The 24295-nt window shown below is 67.5% G+C and carries 20 protein-coding genes; 4 read left to right on the forward strand and 16 right to left on the reverse strand.

Annotated elements, in window-relative coordinates:
• Positions 1 to 408 precede the first annotated feature (408 nt).
• Together AC5P6X_RS18900 and AC5P6X_RS18905 are read right to left on the reverse strand one after the other, a co-directional pair.
• A complete protein-coding gene (locus AC5P6X_RS18900) occupies positions 409 to 759 on the reverse strand; it encodes a DUF1304 domain-containing protein (protein WP_005414242.1) in 351 nt (116 codons plus the stop codon).
• A gap of 42 nt (positions 760 to 801) precedes the next feature.
• Entirely contained in the window at positions 802 to 2091 is a 1290-nt protein-coding gene (locus AC5P6X_RS18905; protein WP_171039726.1) for an NTP/NDP exchange transporter, read from the reverse strand.
• Positions 2092 to 2415: 324 nt separating this feature from the next.
• Here AC5P6X_RS18905 and AC5P6X_RS18910 point away from each other — a divergent pair, with 324 nt between their 5' ends.
• Positions 2416 to 3816: a serine hydrolase domain-containing protein gene (locus AC5P6X_RS18910; protein WP_005410697.1), complete on the forward strand. Its 1401-nt coding sequence runs from the start codon at positions 2416 to 2418 to the stop codon at positions 3814 to 3816.
• A gap of 99 nt (positions 3817 to 3915) precedes the next feature.
• Here the strand turns inward: AC5P6X_RS18910 and AC5P6X_RS18915 are convergent, their stop codons facing one another.
• Positions 3916 to 4674: an SDR family NAD(P)-dependent oxidoreductase gene (locus tag AC5P6X_RS18915; RefSeq protein ID WP_012481034.1), complete on the reverse strand. Its 759-nt coding sequence runs from the start codon at positions 4672 to 4674 to the stop codon at positions 3916 to 3918.
• A gap of 114 nt (positions 4675 to 4788) precedes the next feature.
• On the opposite strand from AC5P6X_RS18915, the gene AC5P6X_RS18920 reads away from it, so the two are divergent.
• A complete protein-coding gene (locus AC5P6X_RS18920) occupies positions 4789 to 5682 on the forward strand; it encodes a LysR substrate-binding domain-containing protein (RefSeq protein ID WP_108270186.1) in 894 nt (297 codons plus the stop codon).
• A gap of 118 nt (positions 5683 to 5800) precedes the next feature.
• On the opposite strand, the gene AC5P6X_RS18925 is transcribed toward AC5P6X_RS18920, so the two are convergent.
• From AC5P6X_RS18925 to nudE, 10 genes are all read right to left on the reverse strand, one after another.
• Positions 5801 to 6307, reverse strand: a complete 507-nt coding sequence (locus AC5P6X_RS18925; RefSeq protein ID WP_108270187.1) for a histone — start codon at positions 6305 to 6307, stop codon at positions 5801 to 5803.
• Between the two features lie 774 nt (positions 6308 to 7081).
• A complete protein-coding gene (gcvH, locus tag AC5P6X_RS18930; RefSeq protein ID WP_005410701.1) occupies positions 7082 to 7477 on the reverse strand; it encodes a glycine cleavage system protein GcvH in 396 nt (131 codons plus the stop codon).
• A gap of 93 nt (positions 7478 to 7570) precedes the next feature.
• A complete protein-coding gene (gcvT, locus tag AC5P6X_RS18935; protein ID WP_049395781.1) occupies positions 7571 to 8683 on the reverse strand; it encodes a glycine cleavage system aminomethyltransferase GcvT in 1113 nt (370 codons plus the stop codon).
• 358 nt (positions 8684 to 9041) lie between these two features.
• Positions 9042 to 9488, reverse strand: a complete 447-nt coding sequence (locus tag AC5P6X_RS18940; RefSeq protein ID WP_049448751.1) for an NfeD family protein — start codon at positions 9486 to 9488, stop codon at positions 9042 to 9044.
• Position 9489: 1 nt separating this feature from the next.
• Positions 9490 to 10449, reverse strand: a complete 960-nt coding sequence (locus tag AC5P6X_RS18945; RefSeq protein WP_005410704.1) for an SPFH domain-containing protein — start codon at positions 10447 to 10449, stop codon at positions 9490 to 9492.
• 66 nt (positions 10450 to 10515) lie between these two features.
• Positions 10516 to 10818, reverse strand: a complete 303-nt coding sequence (locus tag AC5P6X_RS18950) for an Mpo1-like protein (protein ID WP_005410705.1) — start codon at positions 10816 to 10818, stop codon at positions 10516 to 10518.
• Between the two features lie 125 nt (positions 10819 to 10943).
• Positions 10944 to 11273: a YnfA family protein gene (locus tag AC5P6X_RS18955; protein ID WP_005410706.1), complete on the reverse strand. Its 330-nt coding sequence runs from the start codon at positions 11271 to 11273 to the stop codon at positions 10944 to 10946.
• Positions 11270 to 12109, reverse strand: a complete 840-nt coding sequence (gene mazG, locus AC5P6X_RS18960; protein ID WP_005414245.1) for a nucleoside triphosphate pyrophosphohydrolase — start codon at positions 12107 to 12109, stop codon at positions 11270 to 11272. Before mazG ends, AC5P6X_RS18955 begins: the two co-directional genes overlap by 4 nt.
• A 13-nt stretch (positions 12110 to 12122) precedes the next feature.
• Positions 12123 to 12926 (reverse strand): 3'(2'),5'-bisphosphate nucleotidase CysQ, encoded by an 804-nt coding sequence (gene cysQ, locus AC5P6X_RS18965; RefSeq protein WP_329757288.1) that lies wholly within the window; start codon positions 12924 to 12926, stop codon positions 12123 to 12125.
• Positions 12923 to 13486, reverse strand: a complete 564-nt coding sequence (gene nudE, locus AC5P6X_RS18970; protein ID WP_033833433.1) for an ADP compounds hydrolase NudE — start codon at positions 13484 to 13486, stop codon at positions 12923 to 12925. The genes cysQ and nudE overlap by 4 nt, the downstream gene beginning before the upstream one ends.
• Before the next feature lie 77 nt (positions 13487 to 13563).
• On the opposite strand from nudE, the gene bioA reads away from it, so the two are divergent.
• Positions 13564 to 14955, forward strand: a complete 1392-nt coding sequence (bioA, locus tag AC5P6X_RS18975; RefSeq protein WP_033833434.1) for an adenosylmethionine--8-amino-7-oxononanoate transaminase — start codon at positions 13564 to 13566, stop codon at positions 14953 to 14955.
• The gene (locus AC5P6X_RS18980; RefSeq protein WP_005414248.1) at positions 14946 to 15683 is read left to right on the forward strand and encodes a 16S rRNA (uracil(1498)-N(3))-methyltransferase; all 738 of its coding nucleotides are present in this window, start codon (positions 14946 to 14948) and stop codon (positions 15681 to 15683) included. The genes bioA and AC5P6X_RS18980 overlap by 10 nt, the downstream gene beginning before the upstream one ends.
• Before the next feature lie 102 nt (positions 15684 to 15785).
• Here the strand turns inward: AC5P6X_RS18980 and AC5P6X_RS18985 are convergent, their stop codons facing one another.
• Genes AC5P6X_RS18985 through AC5P6X_RS18995 form a run of 3 tightly spaced genes read right to left on the reverse strand, consistent with a single transcriptional unit; the run spans position 15786 to position 24236 of the window.
• Positions 15786 to 16250 carry a chemotaxis protein CheW gene (locus AC5P6X_RS18985; protein WP_005410712.1) on the reverse strand — a complete coding sequence of 155 codons (465 nt, stop codon included), beginning with the start codon at positions 16248 to 16250 and terminating at the stop codon, positions 15786 to 15788.
• Positions 16247 to 17572, reverse strand: a complete 1326-nt coding sequence (locus tag AC5P6X_RS18990; RefSeq protein WP_088435941.1) for a chemotaxis protein CheB — start codon at positions 17570 to 17572, stop codon at positions 16247 to 16249. Before AC5P6X_RS18990 ends, AC5P6X_RS18985 begins: the two co-directional genes overlap by 4 nt.
• Positions 17559 to 24236, reverse strand: coding sequence for an Hpt domain-containing protein (locus AC5P6X_RS18995; protein ID WP_495215566.1), 6678 nt, complete (start codon positions 24234 to 24236; stop codon positions 17559 to 17561). The genes AC5P6X_RS18990 and AC5P6X_RS18995 overlap by 14 nt, the downstream gene beginning before the upstream one ends.
• Positions 24237 to 24295: the final 59 nt, after the last annotated feature.

Raw genomic sequence — 24295 nt, forward strand, 5'->3', positions numbered from 1 at the left:
CCCTGGGGGCTTGGCCGCGGCATCCATGCCGCGGACACCCCCGCGAACTCACCGCCCCCAGCCTCTGACAGATTTCTGCGGCGTCCACCCACGGAAGAAAAAAAAGATCAAAAGCAAAAGCAAAAGCAAAAGCGGCCCTTCGGCCGCTTTTTTCGTGCGCGCAGAACCCACGAGCGCAGCGACCCGCTGTTGCTCTTGATCTTCTTTTTCTTCTCCGTGGGCTGGCCGCACACGGAACCTGTCCGGGGTCGGGCGGATGGGCTGGGCAGGGGTGTCCGCGGCATGGATGCCGCGGCCAAGCCCCCAGGGACGGGTTTACGGCGTCCCCTGCCCAGCCCATCCGCCCGGCCAGATCCACGACCCGCATTCCGCGACCAACCCACGAGGGGCTGCGCCGTTGGCTGGAAACTACGCCACCGCGCGAAACACCAACGCCAGGATCGCCGGCACCGCCTGGATCATGAAAATGCGGCGGCTCACGCTGTAGGCGCCATAGCACCCTGCCACCACCACGCAGGCCAGCGAGAACGTCACCAGCACCGGCTGCCCGATCACCAGCCCCACCACGATGCCTGCTGCCAGAAAGCCGTTGTACAGGCCCTGGTTGGCCGCCAGCACCCGCGTGGTCTCCGCCTTCTCCGGCGTGTTGCGGAAGGTCTTCAGGCCCAGCGGGCGGGCCCACAGGAACATCTCCAGCACCAGGAAATAGACGTGCAGCAGGGCGACGAGCAACGTCAGGGTGAGTGCGATCCAGTACATGGGCAGTTCCTTGGACAGGGATGGGGGTCGGGCCCCGGAAAATCAGCGGTCGCGCGGCAGTTTCTTTTCTTCGCGCAGTACACCGAACGCGGCTGCGGTCATGCACGCGGCAACCACCACGCCGCCGATGAACACCACGTGTGAACCAAACAGCGACAAGCCCTTGTGCACCCACGCAAAGCTCAGGTCCGCACCGCGGTAGACCACGGTGTCGATCGCTGCGCCGGCCTTGTAGCGCCACTGCCGGTCCACGCGCGTGTAGATGGTCTCGCGCGCCGGCTTGGCCAATGCGAACTCGCTGGCCCGGGTCATCACCTGTACCACTGCCACCATCAACGGCATGGGTGAAGCGGCAAGCACCGAGAAGCCGATCAGGATCGCGAAACCGGGAATCAGCAGCGCCGGCGCGATGCCGTGGCGCGACAGCAGCCAGCGGGTCAGGCCCACCTGCATCAGCAGCGCCAGCGCGTTCACCGCCAGGTCGATGCGCGAGAAGAACGCGGTACTGGCCGCCGGGTCAGTGAACGCCGCACGCACGATCGCAGCCTGCTGGTTGTAGAGCAGCGTCCCCACGCCCACGCCGAACACCACCATGATCGCCAGCCAGCGCAGCAACGGCTCGCGCACGATCAGTTTCAGGCCATCCAGCACGCTGCCGCCCATCGGCTTCTCACCCGATACCAACTGCTGCTCCTGCTCGCGCAGCACCGCCCAGTGCCGCAGGCGCCAGATGCAGAACAAGCAGATCGCCAGGAAACCGGCCGACACCAGCATCAGGTTGGCGATGCCCACGCGCTGCACCAGCGCACTGGTGATGACCGGACCAAGGAAGGCACCGACGGTGCCCGCCGCGCCGATGTAGCCATAGAAGGCCCGGGCCTGCACATTGGAGAAGACATCGGCCATGAAACTCCAGAACACCGCCACTGCGAACAGGTTGAAGACGGTGATCCAGAAGAAGAAAGCCATGCCGCGGCCAGGCACGCCGCTGTCGAACATCATGTAGAAGCCAAGCAGGGTCACGATGAAGAACCCATACACCGCCGGCAGGAACACCCGTCGCGGGAAGCGGCTGACCAGCCAGCCGTACACCGGCTGCAGGACCAGCATGATCATGAACACGCAGGAGAACAGGAACTGCAGGACGAAGTCCTTCAGCGCGATGCCGTGACTGGCGAACCAGGCAATCAGCACGGGCGGGAACACCGTTTCCAGGTCCGCCGAGGCGGCCATGGCTTCACGCACCGGACGCAGCACGTAGTAGCCGCTGAGCAGGCAGAAGAAGTACAGGAACGACCACCACAGCGCCGGGGACTCGCGCAGTGCCGCCATCAGCCCCTGCAGCGGGCCCTTCTCTCGTACCGCGCTCACGCGGCGTCCCTCGCCAGATGACGGCGGTTGGACAGCGGCATGGCAGGCTCCGGGGCGGTGAAGCGCGTACGTTATCCAATGCACTGCAACATCGCCAGCAGGTGGCCGTCTGAAGGCCGCAACGCGGTGTCATGACCGGGTCCGGATGACACGTTCCGATACACGCTTTCGAGGCGTCAAAATCCCAACTTTTTCAACGAGATGCGCATTCATCTTCGCTTTGTTTGTGCACAGAGGAAAAGCGGCGCTAGAATCGCCATCAGCAGTCGCGCACGGGTCCCACCGATGAAAAAGAACAGCCTGCGTCGTCCGATCCGTTCGGCGGCCACCGGTTTGCTGGGCATGTTGATGCCTGTTGCCTTGTCCACCACCGCGCAGACCCCGCCGCCGTTGCCGCCGATGCCGGCCAACATCGAGTCCGCTGCGGCCACCGCCGTTGCCCACACCCAGCCGGCGGCCTACCGTACCGGGCTGGTGCCGCAGGTGCAGGCGCCCGCCGCAGGCTTCAACGTCGCCAATATCGAATCGATGGCGCAGCAGCTCACCTATGGCGAGCGCGTGCCGGGCATGGCCGTGGCCATCGTGCAGGGCGGCCGCATCCTCAGCGCGCGCGGCTATGGCGTTACCGACGTCAACAATCCGCTGCCGGTCGATGCGCACACCGTGTTCCGCCTGGCGTCGCTGTCCAAGGCCTTCGCCGGCACCATGGCCGGACTGCTGGTCAACGACGGCACGCTGCGCTGGGACAGCAAGGTCACCGACTACGTGCCGGGCTTCCGCCTCAACTCGCCCGAAGCCACCGACCGCCTGACCGTGGCCGATGTGCTCAGCCACCGCGTCGGCCTGCCCTACAACGCCTACGACCGCGACATCGAAGGAAACGCCGAGTACTACGCGCTGACCCAGAAGCTGGCCAACACCAGCCTGAAGTGCCTGCCGGGCGACTGCTACGCCTACCAGAACGTGGCCTTCAGCCTGATCGGCGACGTCGTCTATGCCGCCTCCGGCAGCTTCTACGAGCAGTCGGTCGAGCGCCGCATCTTCAAGCCGCTGGGCATGAACGATGCCAGCCTCGGCCTGGCCGGCATCCAGGCCAGCTCGCGCTGGGCGCGTCCGCACGTGCGCAGCCGCAACGGCTGGGTGTCGCTGACACCGAAGCCGACCTACTACCGTGTTGCCCCGGCGGCTGGCGTCAACGCCAGCGCCAGCGACATGGCGCAGTGGCTGCTGGCGCACACCGGCCATCGCCCCGATGTGCTGCCGGCACCGCTGCTGGCTACCCTGCACTCGAGCCTGATCAACACCCCCGGCGAGATGCGTTCGGGCTGGCGCCGCGAGCGCCTGCACTCGGCCGGCTACGCGCTGGGCTGGCGCACCTTCGATTACGCCGGCCACGACGTGGTGTTCCATGCCGGTGCCGTACAGGGCTACCGCGGCCTGGTCGCGCTGGTGCCGGAACGCGATCTCGGCATCGCCATCATGTGGAATGGCGAGAGCGGCCTGCCCAGCGGCCTGCTGCCGACCGTGCTCGATTCCGCGCTCGGCCTGCCGGCACAGCGCTGGCTGGATGTGGACACCGACTTCGGCAGCGACAACCTGATGGCCGAAGGCGCGAGCCCGGCGCAGCAGGACAAGCGCAAGGGAAAGGGCGCTTCGAGCAACCGCGCGGTGGCGTCGCCGCGCTGATCAGGCGGGCGCGACCGTGAGCATGAAGGGCGGCCTGCAGGCCGCCCTTTTTGTTGGCTGTTGTGGAATCGAGCCGCGCTCGACTCTACAAACGGAGGGCTAATGCGCGAAGTAGTGCATGCCGCCGTCCACCGGAATCACCGCACCGGTGATGTAACCGGCCAGCGGCGAGGCGAGGAATGCCACCAGCGGCGCCACTTCTTCCGGCTCACCGAAGCGCCCGATCGGGATGTTACTGGCGATGAACGCGCGTCGGCTTTCCTCGGTGGGATGCAGGCGGTCCAGGATCTGCGGGCTGTTGATCCGACCCGGCGCAATGGCATTCACCGTGATGCCCTGCCCGGCCACCTCCGACGACAGCCCCTTGCTCCACAGATGCAGCGCTGCCTTCGCCGCAGTGGCGGCATTCACCGAACGGGGCTCCATCGAACCGCTGAAGTTGATCACCCGCCCCCATCCCTGCGCCTGCATCGCCGGCAGCAGTGCCTGGGTCAGCCGTCGTGCGGCAGAGAAGTTCAGCGCCAATGCCTCCTCCCAGATCGTGTCGGCTGCATCGACGGTCGTTGGCCGCGAACCGCCAGCCGCGTTGACCAGGATGTCCACCCGCTGCAACGCCGCCAGCGACGCGTCAGCAATGCGTCGCACGTCCCCGGCGTCGGTGACATCGCCCAGCAGGATGATCGGCGCGGGTGCGCCCGCCGCTTCGATCCCTGCCGCCAGCGCCTGCAGCGGTGCCTGCCGCCGTGACGAGATGGCAACACGTACGCCCTGCGCGGCCAGTTGCCTGGCGACAGCGGCACCGATGCCACTGCCCGCCCCGGTGACCAGCGCTGTGCGTCCCTCAAGATTCAAATCCATCGTGTTCTCCTTTCAGCACGGCCGGTGGATCCGGCCCCTGCAATGCATGCTGTTTGATCACCCGTGATTGATAAACTCCGCAAAAGTTTCAGCATTCAACACCCGGAGTGTCAGATGAACCTGCTGGAAAGCATGCAGGTCTACGTGCTGATCGTGGACAAGGGCAGCCTCAGCGCTGCAGCGGCAGCACTGGCCATCTCCCCGACGATGGCCGGCAAGCACCTGCGTGCGTTGGAGGCGCGGCTGGGCATGCAGTTGCTCAGTCGTACCACCCGGCGCCAGCACATGACGCCGTTCGGCGAGGACTACTACGCCCGCTGCCGGGAGATCCTGCGGCTGGTGGAGGAAACCGATGCTCAGGCCCAGTACCAGCACCTTGCACCTGCAGGCACGCTGCGCATCAGCGCGCCGGTGATCTTCGGCACGCATGCGCTGGTACCGGCGTTGGCCGATTACATGGCGCGCTACCCCAACGTGCGTGTCGACGCGGTGCTGACCGACCGCGTGGTCGACCTCGCAGAGGAGGGTTTCGAAGCAGCCCTGCGCATCGGCACGCTGGCCGACAGCAGCGTGCTGGTGGCACGTGCATTGGCACCGTATCGCTTGATGATGTGCGCCTCGCCCGGATACCTCGCCCGGCACGGTACGCCCTCCGACCTGCTGGCGCTTGCCCGGCATCAATGCCTGTCCTTCGAACCCAGCGCGCTGGCGCAGTGGCTGCAGGCCGATGCTGGCGGGCTCGGCCATGTGCCCACAGGTCGACTGCAGATCAACAACGGCGAAGCGCTGCGTACAGCGGCGCTGCATGGGCTGGGCATCGTGCTGCAATCGGCACTGCTTCTGGCCGCGGATGTCGAGGCTGGGCGGTTGGTGCAGCTGTTTCCCGAACACGGCCACGCGGGGCGGCCGATGCACGTGGTCTACGCCCACGACCGCTACCCCTCGACCCGCCTGCGCAGCTTCATCGATTTCCTGGTGGAGCGCTTTCCACCGGCGCCGCACCGCTAGCGTCGACCGTCAGCAAGGCGGTCGAGCATGGCTCGACGCTACCAATGGCCCCATAAAAAAACCCCCTCCCCGCTGGGCAGCCAGGGAAGGGGTTTCAGGATGCGGCTATCGGGAGTACTTAGATCAGCGGCGCCGGGGTTGCCGGCAGAGCGACCGGGGCGGCCTTCTTCTTGCGGGCGGCCGGCTTGCGCTTGGCAACCTTCTTCGCTGCCTTCTTCGGGGCAGCCTTCTTGGTGGCCTTCTTCGCGGTCTTCTTCACTGCCTTCTTGGCGGTCTTCTTGACGGCCTTCTTGGCAGTCGCCTTCTTCGCGACCTTCTTGGCCGGCTTGCGGGCCGTTGCCTTCTTGGCAGTCCTCTTGGTGGCCTTCTTGGCTACCTTCTTGACGGCCTTCTTCGCGGTCTTCTTGGCAGGAGACTTCTTGGCTACCTTCTTCGCCGCCTTCTTCACTGCCTTCTTCGCAGTGGCCTTCTTGGCGACCTTCTTCGCAGCCTTCTTCACTGCCTTCTTGGCGGTCGCCTTCTTCGCGACCTTCTTCACTGCCTTCTTGGCAGCGGCCTTCTTCGCGACCTTCTTCACCGCCTTCTTGGCGGCGGGCTTTTTCTTCGCAGCTTTCTTGGTTGCCATGGGATGGCTCCTCGTCAGTGATAGGGAGTTGAAACGCCCAGGTGGATCAAACCCGCGGATGCTGCGTGCGGGGACCGCCGGCGCGTCAAGCGCGCCGTTACGGATGCGGCAATGCCCGCCTCGATCGGCGGAGCGGGCATCGGAACGGGAGGTGCCTTGCATTTCTCCGGGGGAAGCGGGGCCATGTCCACCGTCATCTGGGTCGCGGTGGTCTTGAAGGGGCTGCTTCGCATCGGACGATTGATTCTGCGCACTCGGTTTGGCAGGCAAGGTCTGCTGAGGCGAAACCTAATCACGGTTTTTTTTACTGTCAACAACCCCCGCGAAAAATTTTCACATCCGCGCCATCCGCGGTGTTGCCTGCACGGTCGCGACGCTCCGCCCTCGACGACCAACAAAGCACCACGCACGCGCGTTGCCTGCAGCAACAACAACGCAAGCGTTGAACAAAAACCACTTGAAATAGGCACTCTGCGCAGATGCATGCATGTTGGCGGCCGCTGCATGCACGCAACGCCGGCACCGGCCGGCGCCGGCACCAGCGCCAGCACAACGGCACCGCAACGGGGGGCGAAAAGTTTTCACATCCGGACGCGTCGGCGCGGGGCGGAAACGCGGATTTGCGCAAAACTGCGCACGCCCCTCGGTACCGTTCGCGGGTCTGCTGATGCCGCGTCGAGGGCGCGCAGCAAACCCTGCGTCATGAGCCGACGTACTCGCCAAAACAAAAACGGCCACCCGAAGGTGGCCGTTGCAGAACCCGGAAACGACGACTCAGTGGTCGTCGTTCTCCAGGGCTTCGGCGTACGCGTCCGGGTCCAGCAGCTCGTTGACCTCTTCAGCGTTGGTCAGTTCGACCACGAACATCCAACCTTCGCCGTAGGCATCTTCGTTGATGGTTTCCGGCTTGTCGGACAGGGCCGAGTTGACCTCGACAACCTTGCCGCTGATCGGGCTGTAGACGTCCGAGGCGGCCTTCACCGACTCGACGACGGCGATCTGTTCGCCGGCCTTGGCGTCGGCGCCGACTTCCGGCAGTTCGACGTAGACCAGGTCACCCAGCAGGCCCTGGGCATGGTCGGAAATACCGACGGTGACGCGGCCATTGCCTTCGACACGGGCCCACTCATGGGACTTGAGGAACTTGAGGTCGCCGGGGATCTCGCTCATGGGACTGCTCCAGAGATATGCAGGGGTGGAAAAAACGGGGCTAGTGTAACCAACCGGCCGCCACTGCTGTCAGTGACGACCGGCATGTCCGGATCAGGCGTCGGCGAGCACGCCGGGCTGGGCCTGGCCTTCGCGCACGAACGGGAACTTGACCACGCGCACCGGCACCTGCCGGCCGCGGATGTCGACGGTGACCTCGCCGAGTTCACCGGCGGGCACGCGGGCAAAAGCGATGCCCTTGGCCAGGGTCGGCGAGAAGGTGCCGGACAGGATCTCGCCCTGGCCGCTGGCCGTGGTCACTGCCTGGCCGTGGCGCAGCACGCCCTTCTCGTCCATCACCAGGCCGATCATCTGGCGCGCGGTGCCTGCGTTCTTCTGCGCTTCCAGCACGTCGCGGCCGATGAAGTCGCGGCCTTCGTCCAGCGACACGGTCCAGGCCAGCGCCGCTTCGTACGGGCTGATCTCTTCGTCCATGTCCTGGCCATACAGGTTCATGCCGGCTTCCAGGCGCAACGTGTCGCGTGCGCCGAGACCGGCCGGCTTCACGCCCGCCGCCAGCAGGCGGTTCCAGAACGCGACCACCGCGTCCTGCGGCAGCAGGATTTCGAAGCCGTCTTCGCCGGTGTAACCGGTACGGGCGACGAACAGCTCGACGCCGTCGTCGGACTGCACCTGCAGGGCGGCGAAGCGGCCCAGCTTGGTCAGCGCCTCGCGCTCGGATTCGCGGGCCAGGCCGATCACGATCGCGCGCGCCTGCGGGCCCTGCACGGCCAGGATGGCCAGGTCCGGGCGCTGCTCGACGCTGACGCCGAACGGCGCGGCCTGCTCGCGCAGCCAGGCCAGGTCCTTTTCGCGGGTGGAGGCGTTGACCACCATGCGGAAGAAATCGTCGCCCAGGTAGTAGACGATCAGGTCGTCGATGACGCCGCCGCGCGGATTCAGCATGCACGAGTACAGCGCCTTGCCCGGCACCTTCAGCTTGTCGACCGAGTTGGCCAGCAGGCGGCGCAGGAACGGCCTGACCTGGTCACCGCGCAGGTCGACCACGGTCATGTGGCTGACGTCGAACACACCCGACTCGCGACGCACCAGGTGGTGCTCGTCCAGCTGCGAGCCGTAGTGGATGGGCATGTCCCAACCCCCGAAATCGACCATCTTGGCGCCAAGGGCGCGGTGGGTATCGTTGAGCAGCGTCTTCTGGGTCATGACCGGGTCCGGCAGCAGAGGAAACAAGAATCCCCATTATCCCAGATCGGTCGCCCGCAGGTCGCGCCGCAGCGCAGCGGGGGTGTTTGGCCGGCCTGCGGCCGGTGGGCGCCTTTTACAAGCCAGGCAACGGCAACAGCCAAAGCGTATCGGCTCTGCGAAGTCGACGGCTTGGCCGGAGCGGTATGGGCGATCGGGACACGCCGTGAACCCATCCCTGGGGGCGCTTTGCTTGCGAAGCACTGCTTCGCAAGCGCCCGAACGCGCAGCCGCCAGCGGCTGGGCCGGACCGCAGAGCGGGGTTTACGGCGTGTACCGCGAACCCAACCCGCCCGACCCAACACATGCCAGTCGACTATCAGTCGACTCTACCCGCAGCAGACTCGACCACCAGCGTGCTGCCCTGCACCGCTACCACCCGCACCATGGCACCGGCCTGCAGGTCCGGGCCGCTGACCTGCCAGTACGCGTCGTCGATGCTGACCCGGCCCTGCCCACCAACGATACCCTGCTGCAACGGCACCACCCGTCCGACCAGTTGTTCGGCGCGGCGGTTGAGCAACGGTGCATCGCTGGGTCGCGCCCTTGCCTTGCCCCAGCGCCGGTAGCACTGGATCGAGACAACGCTCAGCACGACGAAGGCAACGACCTGCCACAGCAATGGAATGCCGCTGAACACCGCAACCAGTACGAACACCGCCGCCGCGCCAATGCCGATCCACAGCATGAACGCCCCGGGCGCCAACGCCTCGGCGGCAAACAGCAGCAGCGCCAGCGCGCCCCAACCGACGACTTCCCAGCGCATGTCAGCCTCCGAGCGGCGGCGGCCGCTTGCCGGCGGCCTTGTTGTCCTGGCTGGCCAGCGCCTGCTTCGCCAGTTCGGCCACGCCGGCGATCGAACCGATCACGCCACTGGCCTCCATCGGCATCAGCACCAGCTTCTGGTTCGGCGAACTGGCCAGCTCCTTGAACGCTTCCACGTACTTCTGCGCAACAAAGTAGTTGATCGCCTGCACGTCGCCCTCGGCAATCGCCGCCGACACCACCTTGGTCGCCATCGCTTCGGCCTCGGCCAGGCGTTCGCGCGCCTCGGCATCGCGGAACGCAGCTTCGCGACGGCCTTCGGCCTCCAGCACGGTGGCCTGCTTTTCGCCATCGGCGCGCAGGATCTCCGACTGGCGGGAACCCTCTGCCTCTAGAATCTGCGCGCGCTTCTCGCGCTCGGCCTTCATCTGCCGCGCCATCGCATCCAGCAGGTCGCGCGGCGGCTGGATGTCGCGGATCTCGATGCGGTTGACCTTCACACCCCACGGGTTGGTGGCATGGTCGACCACGCTCAGCAGCTGGGCATTGATCACCTCGCGCTGGCTGAGCGATTCATCCAGGTCCATCGAACCGATCACGGTACGGATGTTGGTCTGCACCAGGGCGATCATCGCCACTTCCAGGTTGGCCACCTCATAGGCAGCCTTGGCGGCATCCAGGACCTGGAAGAACACCACGCCGTCCACGCGCACGGCGGCGTTGTCCTTGGTGATTACTTCCTGGCTGGGTACATCCAGCACCTGCTCCATCATGTTCACCTTGCGCCCGACCCCGTACACGATCGGAATCAGGAAGTGCAGGCCGGGGGTCATGGTGTGCGTGTAGCGCCCGAAGCGCTCGACGGTCCACTCGTAGCCCTGGGGCACCATCCGTACCGCCTTGAACAGGATCACCACGGCCACGAAGGCCAGCACCACGGTAAAGAACATGGTCGGGAACATCTTGCTTTCCTTATCTATGACGTCCAGGCCCCAGCATAGCGCGTGAAGGCCGCATTCACAGCGGAGCTACCAGGGCATGCGCCCGCGCAGGATGTCGGCGAACATCACCCAGTCGCCCATGAACGAGTACAGCGGGTGCTGGAAGGTGGCCGGGCGGTTCTTCTCGAAAAAGAAATGGCCAACCCAGGCGAAGCTGTAACCGCAGAACAGGGCAGCCAGCAGCAGCACCGGCTGCCCACGCAGGATCGCTGCCGCGACCAGCAGCAGTACGCCGCAGCTGCCGATGAAGTGCAGCCGGCGCGATACCGGGTGGCGATGCTCGCTGAGGTAGAACGGATAGAACTCGCGGAAGCTGGCGAAGCGGGACATGCGCGTGCTCCGGGAACCAGGGTCGTCGCCATCATGCACCATCGCTGACCTTGTGGCGCCGAGCCATGCCCGGCTTGCGCGCGCCAGCGCGGTCGGAAGGAGGCGCAGCCACGCATGGCCCGGCGCTACCCTGATGAGGTGCGCGGCCCGAACATGATCACCGCCATGCCGGCCAGGCACAGCGCAGCGCCCAGCAGGTCCCAGCGGCTGGGGCGGATGCCGTCGACCAACCACAACCAGAACAGCGCGGTGCCGATGTACACGCCACCGTAGGCCGCATAGACCCGCCCACTGGCGGTCGGGTGCAGGGTCAACAGCCACGCGAACAGGGCGAGGCTGGCCGCGGCCGGCAGCAGCAACCAGACGCTGCCTCCCTTGCGCAGCCACAACCATGGCAGGTAACAGCCGACGATCTCGGCCAGCGCGGTCAGCAGGAACAGGCCAAGCGTCTTCACGCTTTTTCTGCTGCCTTGGCGTGCTGCCACAGCGCTTCCTGCGCATCCAGGTCCATCGCAGCCAGCGCCCCACCCTGCGCGTCGGCCTGCGCTTCCATCGCGCGGAAGCGGCGTTCGAACTTGTGGTTGGCCCCGCGCAGCGCCGCACCCAGGTCGATGTCGGCATGGCGCGCCAGGTTGGCGCAGACGAACAGCAGGTCGCCCAGTTCTTCCTGCAGCCGCGCCTTGTTGCCGGCGATATCGCCGCGTTCGAACTCCTCGCGCAGTTCCTGCAGTTCCTCGGCCGCCTTGTCCAGCACCGGCAACGGGCCGGGCCAGTCGAAGCCGACCTTGGCCGCACGCGACTGCAGCTTCACCGCCCGCTGCCATTCCGGCAGCCCGCGCGAAATGCCGGCCAGCGCGGAGGTGTCCTGCTCGCCCTTGGCGGCACGCTCGGCACGTTTGATCGCCTCCCAGTTGCGCGTCACGCCGTCGGCATCGTCGACGCTCACGTCGGCGAACACGTGCGGGTGACGGCGCTGCATCTTGTCGCTGATCGCGCGTGCGACCTCGGCGAAGGCAAAGGCCCCCTGCTCTTCGGCCATGCGCGCATGGAACACCACCTGCAGCAGCAGGTCGCCCAGCTCGTCACAGAGATCGTCGAGATCGCCACGGTCGATCGCATCGGCCACCTCGTAGGCTTCCTCGATGGTGTACGGCGCGATGGTTGCGAAGTTCTGCTCCAGATCCCACGGGCAGCCGCCCTGCGGGTCACGCAGGCGCGCCATGATCGCCAGCAGGCGCTCCAGCTCGTGGGCGGCGGCGCTGCCGGTGGTGGGGGTGTCGTGCGCGCTCATGCGGCCTCCAGGGTCAGTCGGACAACCAGTCGCGCCACGGCAGGCTGGTATCACCAAGGGCAATGAAATCGCCGTTCAACAGGGTTTCGCGGCGGTTGTAGCGGAACGGCTTGCCGGTCGCAGCCGACAGTACCGCACCGCCGGCGGCGTGCAGTACGCACTGGCCGGCGGCGGTATCCCATTCGGAGGTCGGGCCCAGCCGCGGATAGACGTCCAGGCCACCTTCGGCGATCCGGCAGAATTTCAGCGACGAGCCCTGCGCGATGGTCTCGATGCGGCCCATGCGCGCCAGCAGCGCCTCGGTTTCCGGTGAGCGGTGCGAGCGGCTGGCGGCGACGCGCAGCGGGGCGGTGGCCGGCGTGCGGGTGCGCAGCACGGTGTCGTGCAGGCCCTGCCGGCGATAGGCCAGCTCGCCACGCATGGCATGCCAGACGATGCCGGTGACCGGGGCCAACACCACGCCGAAGGCAGGTGCGCCCTGGTAGATCAGCGCGATGTTGACGCTGAACTCGCCATTGCGCTTGACGAACTCGCGGGTGCCGTCGAGCGGATCCACCAGCCAGTACGCGCCCCAGTGGCGGCGGTGCTCCCACGGCACCTGCGCCGATTCCTCCGACAGGATCGGCAAGTCCGGGGTCAGCTGGCGCAGGCCCAGTTCGATGACCTGGTTGGCGGCCAGGTCGGCGGCGGTGACCGGGCTGTCGTCGTTCTTGATCTGCACCTCGAAGCCATCGGCGTACACCTGCATGATGGCCTGTCCGGCTTCCTGGGCGATGGCGATGGCGGTCTCGCGCAGGTCCGTGGTCAGTTTGATCATCGCGTTCCCTGCAGCCACTGGCGAGCGATGAACAGCGCCGCCAGCGAGCGTCCCTCGGAGAAGTCCTCGCGCAGCATCAGCTGGTCCAGTTCGGCCAGCTTCCACGGCACCACCTCGAGTTCTTCCGGCTCGTCGCCGGCCAGCTTTTCCGGATACAGGTCGCGTGCCACCACCAGCCACGACTGGTGGCTCATGTAGGTGGGGGCCAGAGTCATCGCGCGCAGCACGTCGACCCGGCGTGCACCGTACCCGGCCTCTTCCTTCAGCTCGCGGTCGGCGGCCTGCCCGGGGGTTTCGCCGGCGTCGATCCGGCCCTTGACCAGGCCCAGTTCATAGCGATGCATGCCGGCGGCGTATTCACGCACCAGCAGCACCGTCTCGTCGTCGAGCATCGGCACCACCACCACCGCACCATGGCCACGGCTGACCAGGCGTTCGAAGCGGCGGCGTTCACCGTTGGAGAACTCCAGGTCTAGGTGCTGGCGCTGGAAGGGGCCGTTCTCCTCATCGGTGATCCGATGGATGATCGGCAAGCGCCGGCCGGCACGGTCATCGTTCATGCGGAATCTCCGCGGCGGCCGGCGCCAGCGCCGGGGCCGATAGAATGTGCAGGCAGCAACATGTTCATGAGCCCGAAATGCTAGCAGACCCAACCCCCTCCCCGCTGGCCCAGCACTGGCGGCAACGCGACCTGCAGGTGCTGTGGCACCCGTGCACGCAGATGCGTGAGCACCCGCATACCCTGCCGCTGGTGCCGATCGCCCGTGGTGAAGGCGCATGGCTGATCGATCACGACGGCAACCGCTATCTGGACGCCGTCAGCAGCTGGTGGACCAATCTGTTCGGCCATGCCGAGCCGCGCATCGGCGGCGCCATCGCGGCGCAGGCCGGGCAGCTGGAACAGGTGATGCTGGCTGGCTTCGGCCATGAGCCGGCGATCACCCTGGCCGAGCGCCTGCTGGCGCTGGCGCCACGCCAGCCCGGCCGCGAGCCGCTGGCCAAGGTGTTCTACGCCGACAACGGCTCGGCCGGCGTGGAAGTCGCGCTGAAGATGGCCTTCCAGTATTTCCAGAACCGCGGCGAGCCACGGCGCACGCGCTTCATCGCGCTGGAGAACGGCTACCATGGCGAGACCCTTGGAGCGCTGGCGATGGCGGACATTCCGCTGTACCGCCGCGTCTACGCGCCGCTGCTGGCCGAAGGCCTGTTCGCGCCCTCGCCCGATGCCTACCTGGCCGAGCCGGGCCAGAGTGCGGCTGATCGCGCACGCCAGGCCGCTGATGGCCTGGCCACCCTGTTTGACCAGCATCCCGGCGAGATCTGCGCAGTGATCCTGGAACCGCGCCTGCAGTGCGCCGGCGGCATGCGCATGCATGACCCGGTGTACCTGCAGCGGGTGCGCGAACTGTGTGATGCGCACGGCGCATTCATGATCGCCGACGAGATCGCCACCGGCTTCGGCCGCACCGGCACCCTGTTCGCCTGCGAGCAGGCCGGGGTGATGCCGGACCTGATGTGCCTGTCCAAGGGCCTGACCGGCGGCTTCCTGCCGCTTGCCGCGGTGCTGGCCACGCAGGCGCTGTACGACGCCTTCCTTGATGACTCGCGCGAGCGCGCCTTCCTGCATTCGCACAGTTACACCGGCAACCCGCTGGCCTGTGCGGCTGCGCTGGCGACGCTGGACATCTTCCGCGACGACGATGTGATCGCCCGCAACCGTGGCATCGCCTCGGTGATGGGCGCGCTGGCTGCGCCATTGAGCGACCATCCGCACGTGGCCGACGTCCGCCAGGCCGGCATGGTGGTGGCCTTCGAGCTGTCGCGGGATGGCAACAAGCGCACGCCGTTCGATCCGGCGCTGCGACTGGGCCTGCACGCCTACAAGGCTGCGCTGAAACGTGGCGTGGTGCTGCGTCCGCTGGGCGACGTGCTGTACTGGATGCCACCCTACTGCGTGGATGACGAACAACTGGAGCTGCTGGCACATACCACGCTGGCGGCGATTGACGAGGCGATTGCATGCGCGTGACCCGCTGCCCCATCGACCTGGCGCTGCACAGCGGCCAGACCGTGACCCTGCCGGAAGAGACGGCCAACCATCTGGTGCGGGTGATGCGCCTGCGCGAGGGTGATACCTGCGTGCTGTTCAACGGCGATGGCCACGACTACAGCGCCACGCTGACCGCCGCCGGCAAGCGCGAGGTGCAGGTGCGCATCGATGCGGTGCAGGCGGTGGACAACGAATCGCCGCTGGCGATCACTCTGCTGCAGGGCATTGCCCGAGGCGAGAAGATGGACCTGATCCTGCAGAAGGCCACCGAGCTGGGCGTGAGCGCCATCGTTCCGGTGAATGCCGAGCGCACCGAAGTGAAGCTGGATGCCGCGCGCGCGGAGAAGCGCGTAGCGCACTGGAACAACGTGGTGACCTCGGCCTGCGGCCAGTCCGGGCGCGCGCGCATTCCGCAGGTGGGCTCGCCGGTGTCATTGGCGCAGGCGGCGGCGACGCTGCCGGCCGATACGCTGCGGCTGACGCTGGACCCGCACGGTGCCCATCGCCTGTCGACGCTCGACGCGGCGCCGACGGGCGGCATCGTGATCGCGATCGGCCCGGAAGGCGGCTGGTCGCCGCGCGACCGGGATCAGCTGGCAGCGGCAGGATTCCAGGGCCTGCAGCTGGGGCCGCGCATCCTGCGCACGGAGACCGCCGGGCTGGCCGCGATCGCGGCATTGCAGGCGCGGTTGGGCGACCTGGGGTAAGGTTGATTGGTGGTAGTGCCGGCCGCTGGCCGGCATCCAAGGGATCATGAGGTTGCCGGCCAGCGGCCGGCACTACCGGGAACCTGACCGGCGGATTGCCGATCAGGCCGCCAGCGAATCCAGCGCGGCTTCCAGCGCATCCAGGTTCGGCAGCAGCGCGCTCTGCTCACCCAGCAGCACGCGCATGTGCACGATCTGCGGCAGGGTTTCCTCGGAAGCATCGGCCAGCAGGCCATCGCGCGGCACCGAGATCAACTGCGGGAAATTCTGCGTCAGCAGCGCGTAGTAGGGGCGCTGCGCGTTGCCGCTGAGGGCCTTCAGCACGACGACCTTGTTGTGGCCGCCTACGGCTTCCTCGCCCAGGCCGGAAAGGCGCGCGAACGACACCAGCGGCACCTGCCAGCCGTGCCAGCCGATTTCGCCGACCAGCCAGCGCGGGGCGTCGGAAACCGGCTGCACCGGCACCCGCGACATCATTTCGGCCACGGTGGCATTGGGCAGCAGCACGCGCTCGTTGCCGGCCTGGATCAGGACGCCGCGGATTTCGTCATTGCTGGCATAGCTCATGGTGCCTCTCCGTTATCGTCTTCCACGCCCCAGCGCGAGGCGATGGCCTGCGCCAGTTCCTGTGGCTCACCCGCCACCATGCCAGCGGCGACCACCGCCGTGGCTGCGGCAGGGTCATAGCAGCCCTCGCCGACCTGCCCGGCCACCCAGGCACCGGCGGCGGCCAGATCCAGCGCCGGACCCACATGCGCAAGGTCGGCGCCGCTGAGCAGGACCAGCGCAGTGTGGTCGGCCGGCAGCCCGGCGATCGAAATGCCTTGCGCGTCGCTGACGAAATGCAGGCCGTCGCTGGCGGCCTGCACGCCGATGTCATCGGCCAGCACGTGCACTTCACCGGGTGTTGCACGCTGGCCGGCTTCGGCCAGCTGCACTGGCAGCGGCGACACCCGCGTCATCTGCTTGACCAGGTTGCCGTAGCGGCCACCGTCCAGGCGCATGTGCACCAGCACCGGCACGCTCAGCGACGACGGCAGCGCACCGAGCAGGCGGCGCAGCGCATCCGGGCCGCCAATGCCGGCCAGCACCAGCAGCGAGCCGGCACGTGCGCCCGCAGGCGCCGCAGTGTCCAGGTCCACCAGGCTGAGGTGATCGGTATCGAAGGACGGCAGCGGGGCTTCCATCGCGGCGCTGTACCCGGTGGCTGCGGGTGCGTCTGCTACGTCCTCGACCAGTGACCACGCGGTGTGGTCGAAGGACACCGGCGGCGTTGCCGGTGTGGCAACCGGCTGCATCGGCGCTGCCTCCAGCGGCTCCGGCACCACCGGCTGCAGCGCGGCCAGTGCCTGCTCCAGCGCGATCGGTTCGTGCAGGTGCGCCGGTGGCGCATACAGGCTGTCCGCCGGTACCTCGTCGGCCCAGCTTAATGCCTGGTCCAGATGCGGCTGGAGCGCTTCTTCCCGTGGTGCCGGCGGCGGTGCCGGGTGACCCGGTTCCAGCTGCAGGGCGGGTTCGTCTTCCGCACCCGGCGGCAGCACCTGCTGGTGGCCGTGCAGCTTGGCGGCCAGATGGCGGCCCCAGCGCTGTGCCTCCCAGCCATCACGGCGCGCCGCCAGCTCGGCTTCGTCGAAGACCAGGGTCAGGCCTGGTGCGGACAGCACCGCTTCAAGCCGCTCCAGAGCATCCTCGATGGCCGCTTCCAGCGCGATCACCACGAACTGTGGACGCGCGTCCTGCAGCAGCTGCGGCTCCAGGCCATTGGGGTCGTCTTCCAGCACCAGCTGCACATCGGCATGCGACAACGCCTCGCGCAGGCGCTCGCGCGCCGCGCCAGGACGGGCCAGCAGGGCGACGGCCGGGGCCGCCTGGGCTTCACTCACGGACACGGGCGATCCCCAGCAGGTCGTACACGTTACGCATCAGGTCCAGCTCCTGGTACGGCTTGCCCAGGTAGCGCTGCACGCCGATCTCGAAGGCGCGCTGGCGGTGCTTGTCGTCGCTGCGCGAGGTGATCATCACGATCGGCACGTCCTTGTAGCGCGGGTCGGCACGCATCGCGGTGGCCAGCTCGTAACCATCCATGCGCGGCATCTCGATGTCCAGCAGCATCAGGTCGGGCACGCGTTCTTCCAGGCGCTCCAGTGCTTCCACGCCGTCGCGGGCGACGCTGACCTCGAAGTTGTGGCGTTCGAGGATGCGCCCGGTCACCTTGCGCATGGTCAGCGAATCGTCCACCACCATCACCAGCGGCACCTGGCGCTCCTGGCGTGGCGCGTTGGCCAGCACCGGAAGCGTCGGGTTGGCGAGGAAGCGGCGCACCAGCGGCGCTACGTCCAGGATCACCACCACGCGGCCATCGCCGGTGATGGTTGCACCGTAGATGCCCGGCACCGACGCGATCTGCAGGCCGACCGGCTTGACCACGATTTCGCGGTTGCCCAGCACCTGGTCGATCGCCACGGCGGCACGCAGGTCACCAGCACGGACCAGCAGCAGCGGTACCTGGTCCTGGCCATCGGCACCCGCCGGGGCCTGCCCGACCAGGCTGCCGAGGTCGTACAGCGGATAGTCCTCGCCGCTGTAGCGATAGCTGCTGTCGGCCGCTTCGAAACGCTCGCGCGACAGGCGGCCGATGCCACTGACCGATGCGACCGGCACCGCAAAGGTGGTTTCGCCGATCTGCACGAACACCGCCTGGGTGACCGCCAGCGTCTGCGGCAGGCGCAGGGTGAAGCGCACGCCCTGGCCCCGCACTGACTGGATATCGACCGAACCGCCCAGCTGGCGCACTTCGTTGCGCACCACGTCCATGCCCACGCCACGGCCGGCCAGCTGGCTGACCTGGTCAGCGGTGGTGAAACCAGAGGCGAAGATCAGGTTGTCCAGTTCCTGCTCGTTCGGCTGCGCATCGGCAGCCAGCAGGCCACGGTCGATGGCGCGGCGGCGGATCGCCTCGCGGTCCAGGCCGGCGCCGTCGTCGGCCACTTCCAGCACGATTTCCGAGCCTTCGCGGTGCAGGCGGATGGCGATCTCGCCCTCCTCCGGCTTGCCGGCGGCGCGGCGCTGTTCCGGCGCTTCCAGGCCATGGGCCACGGAGTTGCGCAGCATGTGTTCCAGCGGCGCGACCATGCGGTCGAGGACGTTGCGGTCCAGTTCGCCGTGGGTACCTTCCAGGGTCAGGTGGACCTGCTTGCCGGTATCCATGCCGGACTGGCGGACCACGCGGCGCAGGCGCGGCACCAGACCGTCGAACGGCACCATGCGCGCGCGCATCAGGCCATCCTGCAGTTCCGAGCTTACGCGCGACTGCTGCTGCAGCAGGGAGTCGTACTGGCGCGACAGATCGTCCAGGACGCCCTGCAGGCCGCCAAGGTCGGCGGCGGACTCGTTCAGCGCACGGCTGAGCTGCTGCAGGGTGGAGAAACGGTCCAGTTCCAGCGGATCGAACTTCTGGTCCGCCTGGTCCTGCTCGCGCTGGTAGCGGGCGACGATCTGCGCCTCGGTTTCCAGGTCGAGTCGGCGCAGCTGGTCGCGCAGTCGCGCATTGGTGCGCTCCAGTTCGGCCATGGCACCACGGAAGGCACCCAGCTGCTGTTCCAGACGCGAGCGATAGATCGCCACTTCACCGGCATGGTTGACCAGGCGGTCGAGCAGGTCGGCGCGCACCCGCACCTGCTCCTGCTGCGGACGCGCCAGCGGATCTTCGTCGGCCACGCCTTCGGCCGGCAGTGGTGCCGACAGCGGGGCATCGGCCGGCGTCGTCAGCGGGCCCACAGCCTGTGCCGGCACGGCCTCGGCCTCGCTGGCCGCACGCGCGGCCGCAGCGGCCGCCGCGATATCGGTGGTGGTGCGGACCTCGAAGGCCTCCACCAGGTCCTGTGCAGGCGCCACCACGCGGTGGGCACCGGTCCGCGTCAGCAGCTGGTGCAGGCGGTCGAAGCCGCGCTCCAGCAGCTGCACGTCGCGGCGTTCGATCTCGGTGCGGCCGGCCGCCACGGCTTCCAGCAGGGATTCGATGCTGTGGCCAAGGTCGCCGATAGCATTGATGCCGGCCATGCGTGCGCCCCCCTTCAGGGTGTGCAGGTCACGCTGCAGGCCGGCCAGCACCTCGCGATCCTGCGGCGCATTGCGAAGCTCGCTGATCAGGCCATCGCAGTGGTCGAGCAGGTCCTTGCCTTCCTCGACGAAGATGTCGACCAGTTCGCGGTCGTACACGCTGAAGTCGAGCGCATCGGCGCCATCCGCGGTGTCTTCCAGGGTGGAGGCTTCATCGTGGAGCGGCGCCCGCTCTCCGGCGTCGGCCTCGGCAGGTTCGGCATCGGTGTTGGCCGTGCCCTGCCCCGGCGCTTCTTCCAGTTCGAAGAACCGCACCGGCTCGGCGGTGGCCTGCAGTGCTTCGGCAGCGCTCACCTCGTTCACCGTCGCCGGGGACGGCTGATCGGCGCTCTCTCCTTCGCCGACCGCCGCCTCCCCGCCGACGTCCGCATCCTCGGCAAAGGCTTCCGCCTCGCCCGGCGCGAGTTCGCTGGCCTGGAGGCCGAGCACGGGCCATTGCCCGTCGTCGTCCAGGGTCTGCTCTTCTTCGATCACGTGCAGGCCGGCCTCGAGCGCGGCTGCCAGCGTGACCGGTTCTGCAAAACCCGGCGCAGCCATTTCATCCTGCAGGCTCGACAGCCCGCTGTCGAGTGGCAGTGCAGCAGCGGCGTCAATGTCGCTGTCATCGCCACTGCCCGAATCAAAGGACAACGGCGTATTCAGGTCGATCGCGTCAACTTCCGCAGGCACCGGCCGCTCTTCCGCGTCGCGGTCATCCACCGGCAGCGCACTGGCGTCGAGGTAGGGCGACAGATCGTCGGCCATGGTCAGATCAGCGTCGTCGACCGTCGCGATCGTGGGCACGGCATCTGCTTCGGCCACTTCGACAACAGGCGCACTCTCGACCGGCTGGATCGATTCAATCGCGCCGGTGTCCGCCACGGCAGGTTCACCTTCGCCCGGCACCGACGGCCAGCCGGCGTCGAAGTAACGCGAAAGATCGTCGCTGGCGGTCAGCTCGCCCACGTCCAGGCCGCTGTCGGCCGCGATGTCCAGCGTCTGCGGGTCGGTTGCAGCTGGAACCGGTTCCAGCGCATCTTCGGCAAGCGGCTGCGGCTCGGCAATGAGATCGGGCGCCACATCGAAAGCGGACGCCATGCTGGTTTCGTCCAGCGAGTCCAGCCCGGCCAGCGGCGCTTCGGCTTCGGATGCCCGCCCGACATCGGGCGCCAGCTCGATGCCCTCTTCATCCTCGTCCTCCAGCCCGACCATCGGCCAGCGCGCTTCCGGCAGTTCACCAGCGAGCGCCTGCAGGCGCTGTACCAGCGCTTCCTGTGGCGTGATGCGCGGCTGCTCGGCCTGCAGCGCTTCCATGGTCGCGGTGATCGCCTGCGCGGTCGCATCCAGCGCAGCCACGCCCTCGTCGCCCGGCACCACGTCTGCAGCCAGCGCGCGCTTGATATAGGACTCGGCACCGCCGGTAACGGCAGTGATTTCCGGCACTTCGGTCATCGCGAAGGCGCCGTTCATGGTGTGCACCGCGCGCAGCAGCGCGTCGCTGACCGGCTGCGGCGCCTGCTGCGCCGAGCGCAGCCAGTCCTGCAGGGTCGCCTGGTGGACTTCCACTTCGGCTTCCAGGATCTCGCGCAGCACGCTGTCGATGTTGGCCGGCGTGCCCAGTGCTTCGGGCGCCGGGTCCGCATCGGCTTCAGCCTGCACCGACGCCATTGCTTCGGCTTCGAGGATGCGGCTGATCTCGTCCTCGCCATCGGCTTCGACCACCGGTGCGGCGGGAGCGGCCGCAACCGGCAGCGGTACGTAATAGGTGTCCTCACCCGCGCCGACGCGATCGGCAATGGCCTGCATCGCCTGCAGGTCCACGCTGATCCGCTGGCCATGACGCAACGCGGCGTTCAGCTGCGGCAGCGCGGCATGCGCGTTGTCGACCATGGCCAGCACGGCTGGCGTCGCCGGGCGGCTGCCGTCGAGCACGCGGTTGAGCATGCCCTCGATCTTCCACGCGAATTCGCCCAGGGTGCGTGCACCGACCAGTCGGCCACTGCCCTTGAGCGTATGGAAGATGCGGCGGATGGGACGCAGACGGTCCATGTTGTCCGGCTGCATGCGCCATGCCGGCAGCAACGTTCCGAGGTTGGCCAGTTCGTCGTCGAACTCTTCCAGGAACACCTCGCGGATGTCCTCGTCGATGTTCTCGGCATCGTCGTCGAAGCCGGCCTCGAAGCCGGCGTCTGCATCTTCCGCGCTGCCCACGGCGACTGGCGCTTCCGCATCGGCCGGCGTCGGGGTCGCCTGCGGATTGAAGTCCGCGGCGGCAGCGCTCAGCTCGGCAAAGAACTGCGCGTCGGCTTCGCTGAAATCAATCGGTGCGATGGTGTCGATGTCGATCATCGACACCGCCGCTGCCGGCACATCGGCAAGCGGTGCGGTCGCTTCCACCGGCACATCCACGGGGGTGATGTCCGGCTCTGCGGCAGCCGGGCTCTCTTCCACCACCGCAGGGGCAGTGGCATCGACGCTCTCCAGCGACGGATGCAGCCCGGCAGCGTCCTCCAGCGAAAATGCCTCCATCGCATGCAGCGACAACACGTCGTCGGCATTGTCCAGCGCATCGGCATCGAAACGGAACACGACGTCGTCACTTGCAGAAACCGCGTCATGTTCGGCGGCCACCGGGTCGAACCCCGGTGCGGCATGCGCGCCGGTCTCGATGGACAGCGACGCGTCGGCGGCGTCCTCTACGTCCAGGCCGGTTGTCGCATCGGACTGCACTGGCAGAGCCGCCTCCGACAGCGTCCAATGGGCGGCGGCGCCCTGCCCTGCATCGAGCTGTTCGAAACTGACCGGATCGAAGCTGGCAAACGTCGGACTGCGCTCATCGTCCGCTGGAGCAAGCGGATCGGCCTCAGGATGGAACGGTGCGAGATCCCATTGTGGGACCTCGGGTGCAGGTGCACTGGAGGCGGCAAAGACCAGCGGTGCATCCGACTCGTCACGCAGCGACAGCGGCGCGGAGGCGACGGATCCCAGCCCACCAAACATCAAGCTGTTGTCCGCCGCTGCCGGCGAAGGCGTGGCCGGTGGCGGATCGAAGGTGAAGTCCGGCAGCGGTACCGGCACCTCACCGGGTGCCGGCGCGGCCGACTGTACCGGGATCTCGATGTGCTCTGGCTGCAGTGCCTCGCCCTGCAGCACGACCGGCTCACGCTCGATCGACTGCGGCACGGACGCTGCCGGCTCAGCCGCATCGTGGTCCGGCAACGGCCAGTAGCGCAGCGCCTCAAGGCTGCTGCGGGTGATGTCGAGGATGTCCTCGCGACCCGGGCGGCGGTCGCGCAGGGCTTCGAGGTAGTACTCCAGGCTGGCCATGGCGTCGGCCAGCGTGTCCAGCTGGCGGCCACTCGGCACGCGCTGGCGACCGATCAGCTCGGCTTCGATGTACTGCTGCACACCGCGCAGGTAATCGGCGGCGGTACCCAGGTCGAGCATGCGCAGCGCACCGGACACATCGCCCAGCAGGCGCGGCACGTCGTGCAGCTCGGCATGGTTCCAGCTGGTTTCAATGAACGCGACGAAGTGCTCGCGCGCGGCGGCGAAGTTGGCGATGGCCTCGTGCGCCAGCACCTCTACCGTGCGCCGGTTCTCCACTGCGCTCGGATCGTCCTGGCCACTGCCGCCGGCGCCCAGGTGGGCGACCTGGTCATCCAGCGACGCATCCACGTAGAGCAGCGCCCCGGCGATATCCAGCAGCAGGTTTTCGTCGATCTGCTGGCGGCCCTCGACCACGCCACGCAGGGCATCACGTTGCTGCACGACCACGCCGCGGGCCACGCCCAGGCCCATCATGCCCAGCGTATCGGCGACCGCACCGAGCTCGTTGGCCTGGGTCTGCAGTTGCTCCGGCGCACCGCCGGTACGCAGGTGCAGGTCCAGCGCATCCTTGATGCGCAGCAGTTCTTCCTTCACTGCACTGCCCACGGTATCGAGCAGCTCGCGGTTGCGCCCGCTCAGGCTGCCACGGGCATGGTCCAGCTCGGCCTCGGTGGCGGTGACGCTGTCCGGTGCGAATGCCAGCAGCACGCTGTCATGCACGCCCTCTTCGCCACGTGCGGCACGGATCTCGTTGAGCAGCGGCATCAGCACGATCGGGATGTCACGGTGACCGTTCTGCAGGCGCTCCAGGTAGTCGGGCAGCAGCACGCTGCCACGCATCAGGGTCGCGCAGGCTTCATCCCGATCGGCCACGCCACCGGCGCCGATGGCATTGGCCAGCTGTTCCAGCTCCTCGGCCACCATGGCCGGGGCGTACAGCTCGACCATGCGCAGGGTGCCCTGTACCTGGTGCAGGTAGCCGGCGCAGATGCGCATGCGGCTGGCGTCGGTCGGGTCTTCGGCGTAGTACTCGACTTCGTTGCGCACCTGGCGCAGGGTCTCGTCCAGCTCGGGCTTGACCCAGCCCAGCGCTGCGTGGCTCATCGCATCGCGCAGACTGCTCATGGACGCGCTCCGTTCGCCGCCGCGCGGAAGCCGCGCGAGTTCTGGCGTGGGGAATGGAA

It is taken from the genome of Stenotrophomonas sp. YJH_SMC_40, assembly GCF_059368615.1.